Below are 9,043 nucleotides of genomic sequence, written 5' to 3'. Positions count from 1 at the left end.
TCTCAACGTCTACTTGATCATATATTCGTTGTACCACCTCACCCTCTAACATTTCAAAGGAGGTTCTTAAACTTTCATGACGTTTCACTAAAGCATACATCGCTTTTTCAAAACGCTTTTGGTTTAAAGCCCCGGTGATTGTCATAACAGAGGGCATATTATAACTGGTATTGTGTTCTTCTAATTGCTGTAACACATACATTCGTTTTTGCGCCGAAGAGGCTGGGAATGTTTGCTTTTGCTCAAGTTGTGGAATGAAATGATATTGTTGATGATCTAATTGTTGTATTTGTTTTGAAAACTGTTCAATAGTCGGAAATGAAAAAATATCTCTTAATGTCAAATTGACGTTCATTTCTTTATGCAACTTTGTGACAATTTGTACTGCTTTAATGGAATGGCCACCTAATTCAAAGAAGTTATCTTTAATTCCAACAGTTTTTATATCAAGTACTTCTTCCCACAAAGATACAAGTTGACTTTCTAGTTTATTGCTTGGTGCTACATATTGCACATCTTGATTTAGATTTTCTTTTGGTTCAGGTAACGCTTTTCTATCTATTTTCCCATTAGGTGTTAACGGCATCTTATCCAGTTGTATAAAATAAGATGGAATCATATATTGTGGTAAAACTTGTGAAATATATGCTCTTAAATCAAACATGTTAAATTCTTTGTTACATACTACGTAAGCACATACTGCTTTATCATTCGTTTCACTCTCTATTACAGTAACTATCACTTCTTGTATTTCTTCATGTTTAATAAGTTGGCTTTCGATTTCCCCTAATTCAATACGAAAACCTCTAATTTTCACTTGGTAATCCATGCGTCCTATATATTCAATATTTCCATCAGGTAACCATCTTGCTAAATCTCCAGTTTTATAAAGCTTCTTTCCTAATTCAAACGAATTGTTTATAAACCTTTCACTTGTAAGATCAGCACGGTTTAAGTATCCTCTAGCCAATCCATCTCCGCCTACACAAAGTTCTCCAACAACACCAATCGGCTGAAGTTGTCCTTCCTTATTTAAAATATATGCTGTAGTATTACTAATCGGACTTCCTATTGGAATACTGCTATGTTCATTTACCTCGCCAATTTCATAATAAGTAGAAAAAGTCGTATTTTCTGTTGGTCCATATCCATTTATTAATCTTAGGTAAGGATATTTTCTACGAACTTCTAGAACATGTTTAACAGATAATACATCTCCACCTATGATTAACGTTTGTACCCCATTGAATAATTCCACATCTTGTTGAGAAAGTTGATTAAACAGTGGAGAGGTTAACCACATGGTGGTAATTTCATGCCGCTCTATAGTTTCTTTTAATAAATATGGATTTGTAATGACCTCTTCTTTAGCTAGAACTAACTGTAATCCGTTTAACAATGCTCCCCAGATTTCAAATGTAGAGGCATCAAATACAATGGCTCCTGTTTGAAGAATTCTTTTTTCTTTATTAAAATTAATATAATTTGTATTTTGAACTAAACGAATTACATTTTGGTGTTCAATCATTACTCCCTTTGGTTTCCCTGTAGAACCAGAAGTATACATTACATAAGCTAAATTATGTGCATGATTCATGGATTGAATGTTTGGATAGTCATCATTATATAAAGATGGATCTTCTAAATTGATAATTTCTCCCTTAAACTTGATACTATCCACATAATGTTCCATTGTTAAAATCCATTTAGCTTGACTATCTTCAAACATGTAGCTCTTTCTCTCTTCCGGATAGGTTGGATCAATAGGTAGATAGGCTCCACCTGCTTTGAGGATTCCTAAAACACCTACAATCATCTCCACAGAACGGTCTACCATGATTCCTATTAAACCATCTGGTTTAACTCCTTTATTCTTTAATACATGTGCGAGTTTATTTGCCTTATCATTGAGGTCATAATAAGTTAGCACCTCTTCTTCAAAGATAACGGCGATCGCATCAGGTGTTTTTTGTACCTGTTCTTCAAACAACGAATGAATTGTTTGATTTTTGGAATAATCCACTTGCGTACTATTAAAATCTACTAAAAGCTGCTGCTTCTCTTGTTCAGTTAATAGAACTAATTCACCTAATGCAGTTTCTGGCTTCTCTACGATTTGTTCTACTAATAATCTTAGATGAATCATCATCCTATCAATCGTTTCCCGTTTAAACAATTTTGTGCAATATTCTATATTGAGTAAAAGTTCATCTGCTTCTTCAATCACTGTTAGTGTCAGATCAAATTTTGAAATATTACTTTCAATTGGATATGGATAAAAGCTTAGTTTATCCAGCTCAATTTCCCTCTGATTCATATTTAACATATTAAACATGACATTAAATAATGGATTTCTACTCATATCCCTAGTTAAGTCTAATTGTTCTATTAACTCTTCTAATGGATAACTGTCATTTTCAATCCCTTGTAACGTATTTTCTTTTACTTCTTCTAAGAAGGACTGAAACGATTTATGACCTTCAGGTACATTCCGCATAGCTATAGTATTTACAAACATCCCCATCACTGATTCCAAATCCACATGATTTCTACCAGCTACTGGCGAGCCCACTATAATATCTTCCTGTCCTGCATATTTGGATAGCAAAATGGTATAAGCCGCCAGCATGATCATATAAATCGTAGCATTTGTTTCTTTAGCCAACTTTTTGAGTTTAGAAGTAACCATTTGGTCCAAACGAAAATCAAGTTGATCCCCTTCGAAGCTCTGTATAGATGGTCTTGAATAATCCGTTGGCAAATCTAAAACAGGCAGTTCATCAGCAAATTGAGCTAACCAATATTGTTTTTGTTTTTCCATCTGATTTGAAGTAAGAAACTTATTCTGCCAAACTGCAAAATCCTTATATTGGATACTCAATGGTGGAAGGTTATTCTCTTCATACATGTGTATAAAATCTTGTATCAAAATGTTCATTGAAACTCCATCAGAGATGATATGATGCATATCCAATAAAAAGAGATGGTGTTCTTTATCAATTTCAATAAGACTTACTCGTAACAATGGTGCTTTTGTTAAATCAAACGGCTTAACAAACGCAGATGTCAGTGCTTCTAATTCAGTTTCTTCTGCTTTTAAATAACTAATCTCAAAATCTATTTCTGAATGAATACGCTGAACAGGCTCTCCAACTACTTCAAAAGAGGTACGTAAGCTTTCATGACGACAAATTAAACCATGAATTGCCTTTTCAAATCGTTTTCTACTAAAATCACCTTTAACTTCCATTACTAAAGGCATGTTATAACTTCTTTTATTGCCCTCTAATTGCTTTAACACATACATTCGTTTTTGCGCTGACGATAAAGGATAAACTTCACTTAATTCAGCCTGTGGGATGGATATCACTTGATGTTTATCTAATTCTCCCAGACGTTTAGCAAGATTTAAAATAGTAGGATATTTAAATATATCCTTTAAATTCACTGACACCCCAATCTCTTTATGGATGATTGAGATTAGTTGCACTGCTTTTAATGAATGACCACCCATATCAAAAAAGTTATGTTGGATACCAATCCCATCAACACCAAGCACTTTTTCCCACAAAAATACGAGCTGGCTTTCTATTTTATTCCTTGGAGCAAGATACTCTACTTCAGAATTAATGAAGCCTTCGGGTTCCGGTAGAGCTTTTCGATCCGTTTTTCCATTCGGAGTTAGTGGCATTTTTTCTAATTGTACGAAAAAGGATGGGATCATATATTCTGGAAGAAACTTGGATAAACCTTCTCTTAACTGTGCAGAATTCACTTGTGTATTACAAATCAAATAAGCACATAGTATTTTATCTCCTGTTTTATTTTCTTTTACAGTAACAACTGACTCCATGATATCTGGATGTTTAAGAAGATGGCTTTCAACTTCTCCTAACTCAAAGCGAAATCCCCTTATTTTCACTTGATGATCAATTCGACCTAAATATTCAATATTTCCATCAGAAGTCCACCTAGCTAAATCCCCAGTTTGATACATCGTTTCTCCTGGTTTATACGGATTAGAAACAAATTTATCTGCTGTTAATTCAGGGAGATTCAAGTATCCTCTTGCTACTCCATCACCACTGATGCAAAGTTGTCCGCTTACTCCAATTGGAAGTAGCTTGTTATATTTATCTACAATATAAATACCAGAATTTGTTATCGGTTTTCCTATAGGAATATTTATTTCATTTCCTTGGACTAAATAGGTAGTTGAATCAACAGTACATTCTGTTGGACCGTATACATTAGATATCCTCACCTGATTAAATCCATTCAATAATTGTTTAACTTGCTTAATGTTTAGAATCTCTCCACCAATAATTAAATGTTTAAGTTCTAAATTATTCTTTTCTCTATTTTCTAAGAAATAACTCATCATACTGATATGAATGGGTGTGCCATCAGAAATATCTATACTGTGTTCCTCATAAAAGTTTAATAGTTCCTTCCCATTATTTCTTGCATACTCAGGGACTAAATGTAACGTATGACCTTTTGTTAAGGATACAAATATTTGTTTAACAGATGCATCAAAATAATATGGTGCTACCAATGCAACATTTAATTCGTATTTATACATGGAGTAAATACTCTTATTTAATGCTAAAACTAAGTTGTTCACACTTTTATGCTCAATCATTACACCTTTAGGTTTGCCTGTTGTTCCTGAAGTGTATAAAACATAAGCTAAATGACCTGAATGATTTATTGAATCTAAATTAATTGAATCTCCTTCAAATAATTCCTTGTTTAATAAATCTAAGATTTGTCCATTAAACTCTATATTATCCAATAATGTTTCTTTTTCTGTTGTTAAAAGCATCTTACTCCCACTATTCTTCAACATATATTCAATTCTTTCTTTGGGAGAATCTGGATCAATTGGCACATAAGCGCCACCAGCCTTTAATATCCCATAAATTCCAATAACCATTTCCAATGAACGTTCTACGATCATACATACCAGTTCATCTGCTTGTACCCCTTTATCTCTTAGTACATTTGCCAACTGATTCGCCTTTTCATTCAGTTGTTGATACGTCATCTTTTGATCTTCAAACACCACAGCAATGTTATTTGGAGTTTTTGCTGCCTGTTCCTCAAACTGCTCATGAATAGTTTTATATTTACAATAATTTTCGGATGTATCATTGAATTGCACCAACAACTGGTATTTTTCTTGTTCAGTTAACATGTCTAGATCCTGAATTAATTTATCAGGATTAGTTAGAGTTTGCTCAACTAATAATCTCAGATGTTGAACCATCTGTTCCATTGTTTCTTTTTTAAACAGTTTTGAACAATATTCCAATTTGAAGGAAAGCTCCTCATTATCTTCTATCACCGTTAAAGTCATATCAAATTTTGAAATACTGTTCTTCATTGAGTATGGTTTAAAGCTTAAATCTTCTAACTCCACTTCCTGCTGTTCCATATTTAACATATTAAATAACACACTAAACAATGGATTTCGACTCATATCCCTTTTTAAGTCTAAGTTTTCTATTAACTCTTCCAACGGATAACTCTCATTTTCAATCGCTCGCAATGTATTTTCTTTCACTTCCGCTAAAAAGGCGTTGAATGACTTGATCCCCTCAGGTTGATTTCTCATAGCCAATGTATTTACAAAAATACCTACAATTGGATCTAGATCTACATGGTTTCTTCCTGCAATCGGTGAGCCTACGATGATGTCTTCCTGCCCAGTGTATTTAGATAATAAAATGGTATAAGCTGATAACAACACCATATAAAGTGTTGTATTTGTTTTTTGAGCTAGTTGATTTATTTTATTTGTGAACGTATTATCCCAATGAAATTCAATATGGTCTCCTTCAAAACTCTGTATTGAAGGTCTTAAGTAATCAGTTGGTAGATTTAATACAGGTAGTTCACCTTCAAATTGTTTTAACCAATATTGTTTTTGTTCTTCCATTTGTTTTGTCTCAAACAACTCATTCTGCCAAACTGCAAACTCCTTATATTGAACTCTTAGAGGAGGAAGATCTACTCCTTCATATAACTGCACAAAATTTTGTACTAAGATGTTCATGGAGAAGCCGTCTGAGATAATATGATGCATGTCCAATAAAAAGAGATGCTCATCTTGAGCCGTTTGGATAAGGCCTATTCTAAACAGTGGCACTTGTGTTAAATCAAAGGGTTGAATAAACCTAGATACGAGATCATCTAGTTCATGTATATCCGCTCTATCATAAGATATTTCAATGTTCATAGGTAAATGAACTCGCTGAACAAGTTCTCCCGCTTCCATTTCAAATGATGTACGCAAACTTTCATGACGAGAAATCAAACCTCTGATGGCATTTTCAAATCGAGTTCGATTTAAGTTACCCTTGATTGTCATCATCAAAGGCATATTATAACTATGATTTGTTTTTTCCATTTGTTGCAAAATATACATTCTTTTTTGTGCTGAAGAAACAGGATAAGTTTCTCTTTTTTCTATCTGAGGAATGGATGAAAATTCACTTTTTTCCAATTGTTGAATATGTAAAGCAAGCTCTGTTATGGTTGGATATGAAAAAAGGTCTTTTAAAGTTAATGAAATACCCATTTCTTTATGAATTTTAGAAATCATCTGCACTGCTTTTAAAGAATGACCACCAAATTCAAAGAAATTATTTTGAACACCGATACCTTTTGTTCCCAAAACCCCTTCCCACAATCTAACTAAATCACTTTCCATTTCATTACTTGGAGCAATGTACTGTACATTCGTATCATGCCCTGGTTTAGGAAGCGCCTGTCGATTGATCTTCCCATTTGGTGTTAGAGGTATCTTTTCTATTTTCACAAAATAAGTTGGAACCATATATTCTGGTAAAGATTGTGACAAATACGCTCTTAACTGAGTTGAATTCATTTCTTTTTTGCAAACAACATAAGCACATAAATTTTTGTCCCCTAATCCATCATCTTGAACCATGACGACAGATTCAGTGATTTCCGGATGTTTTAAAAGTTGACTTTCAATTTCCCCTAATTCTATACGATAACCCCTAATTTTAACCTGAAAATCAATACGTCCTAAGTATTCGATATTTCCGTCTGGCAACCATCTGGCTAAATCACCCGTTCTATACATCCGCTCACCTTGATGAAAAGGGTTGGATGCAAATTTATCTGCTGTAATTTCAGGTTTAAATAAATAACCTCTGGCTAATCCGAATCCAGATATACACAGTTCACCAGGAACACCAACGGGTACTAACTGGTCATTAGCATCTAACAGATAGATTTGATTGTTAACTAGAGGTTTGCCAATTGGCACATTCCTACCCACTATTTTGTGAGAACCAAATTTATAAAAATTGGAGCAAATCGTAGCTTCCGTTGGTCCATAACCATTTATGATTTGCATGGAATCGTTAAGCATCATATATTTATCTAATACTTCATCTTTAATTGGTTCAACTCCTACTAACATCTTATTAAGGGGAACGTGTTGATTTGTTTGTAATAATTGGGCTAATTCAGGTAAAATTGTAGGTGGAATATAAGCAAAGGTGATGTCCTCATTTATAATCGTTTGATGTAACAAATGGATATCTAGTGTTTTATGAAAATCAAACAACACTAGACGAGCCCCAAACATTAAAGGCAAAAAGATTTCACCTACACTTACATCAAAGGAAATATTTGTTAGGCTTAAACATCTATCCTTTGCGTCTATTTGTCTATTAAATTGATCATATATAGCCTCAATAAAGTTGTGTAGAGCCAAGTGCTCTACCATCACACCTTTAGGTTCCCCTGTAGAACCTGAAGTATAAATAACATAGGCTAAATCATTAGATTTAGTCATTGAAAGTCTATTGTTTGATTCACCTTGATATAACTCCTTGTTCTCTAAATCTATGATTTCTCCATCTTCTATCTTAATTTGATTGAAGTAGCGAGTTTGAGTTAAAACCCATTTGGCACGACTGTCTTTTAACATATACTGAATTCTTTGTTCTGGATGTGATGGATCTATAGGCACATAGGCAGCACCTACTTTAAGAATACTTAATATTCCTATGACCATTTCTACAGAACGGTCTACCATAATGGCAACTAGTTCATTAGCCTGCACACCTTTGTTGATTAAACTTTGTGCCAATTGATTTGCTTTTTCATTTAATTGTTTGTAGGTCAGCTTTTGTTCTTCAAACACAACCGCAACCTCATCTGGTGTTTTCTCCACCTGAGCCTCAAACAACTCATGAATGGTTATTTCTTTGGAAAAATCCAATGTTTTATCATTAAATTGATGCAATATCTGCTCTTTCTCTTCACTTGTTACCAATTCAACTTCTCTCAATGTGATATTTGGATTCTCTACAACTTGGGACAAAATGTGTTCCACATGTTTTGAAAATCGCTCCATATCAATCATTGAGTATTTATTCTCGTTATAATTTACAGTTAAGGATAGACAATTATCTTTATTTATAATTATTTTCACATGACTATCAATCATTTCAGCAGACTGTAAATCATGGATGTTTTCATACAAAACAGCCACTTCAAATGTTTTATTTTCATTCATTGGAAGTTTTAACTTTAAATCCTCTAAAATACGATTCAGTGGATAATTAGCATGTTTATAGGCTCCAACGATTGAGCTTTGAACCTCTAACACTAAATCTCTAAAACTTTTCTCAGAATCTAGTGAGTCACATATCGCTAAAAAAAGCTGATCTTTCTCTTGATCTTCGAATGTTTTATCTAAAGTAGTTCCAATGGTAATATGATTTATTCCTGTATATTTATAAATACATATTTTAACTGCCGACAGAATAAAGATGAACAAAAGCTGATCAGAATGATTACAAATTTTCAAAAGTTTATGATATGTCGTATCGTTAACTTTTGTTTGAATTGTGGATTCATTTTCCACATCGCTTTGTTTCATTACATTAGGAGAATAAAAGGGAATATAAGGCTCTGTATTCCAATCTGACAACTTAGACAGCCAATATTCTCGTTCCTTTATTCTTTTTTTATCATATAGTAACATTCTACATTC

General features: G+C 33.3%; 1 protein-coding gene. It reads right to left on the bottom strand.

The features are described from left to right. Positions 1 to 9,034, bottom strand: a 9,034-nt coding sequence (locus ERL59_RS19060) for a non-ribosomal peptide synthetase (protein WP_160647839.1), incomplete at its 3' end; no start/stop codon positions are given. Between the last annotated feature and the right edge of the window lie 9 nt (positions 9,035 to 9,043).

The organism is Chengkuizengella marina, from assembly GCF_009910845.1.
GTDB classification, from domain to species: domain Bacteria; phylum Bacillota; class Bacilli; order Paenibacillales; family KCTC-33759; genus Chengkuizengella; species Chengkuizengella marina.
The sequence above is the reverse complement of the archived record's forward strand: the minus strand, read 5'-3'. Positions and strand labels throughout refer to the sequence as shown.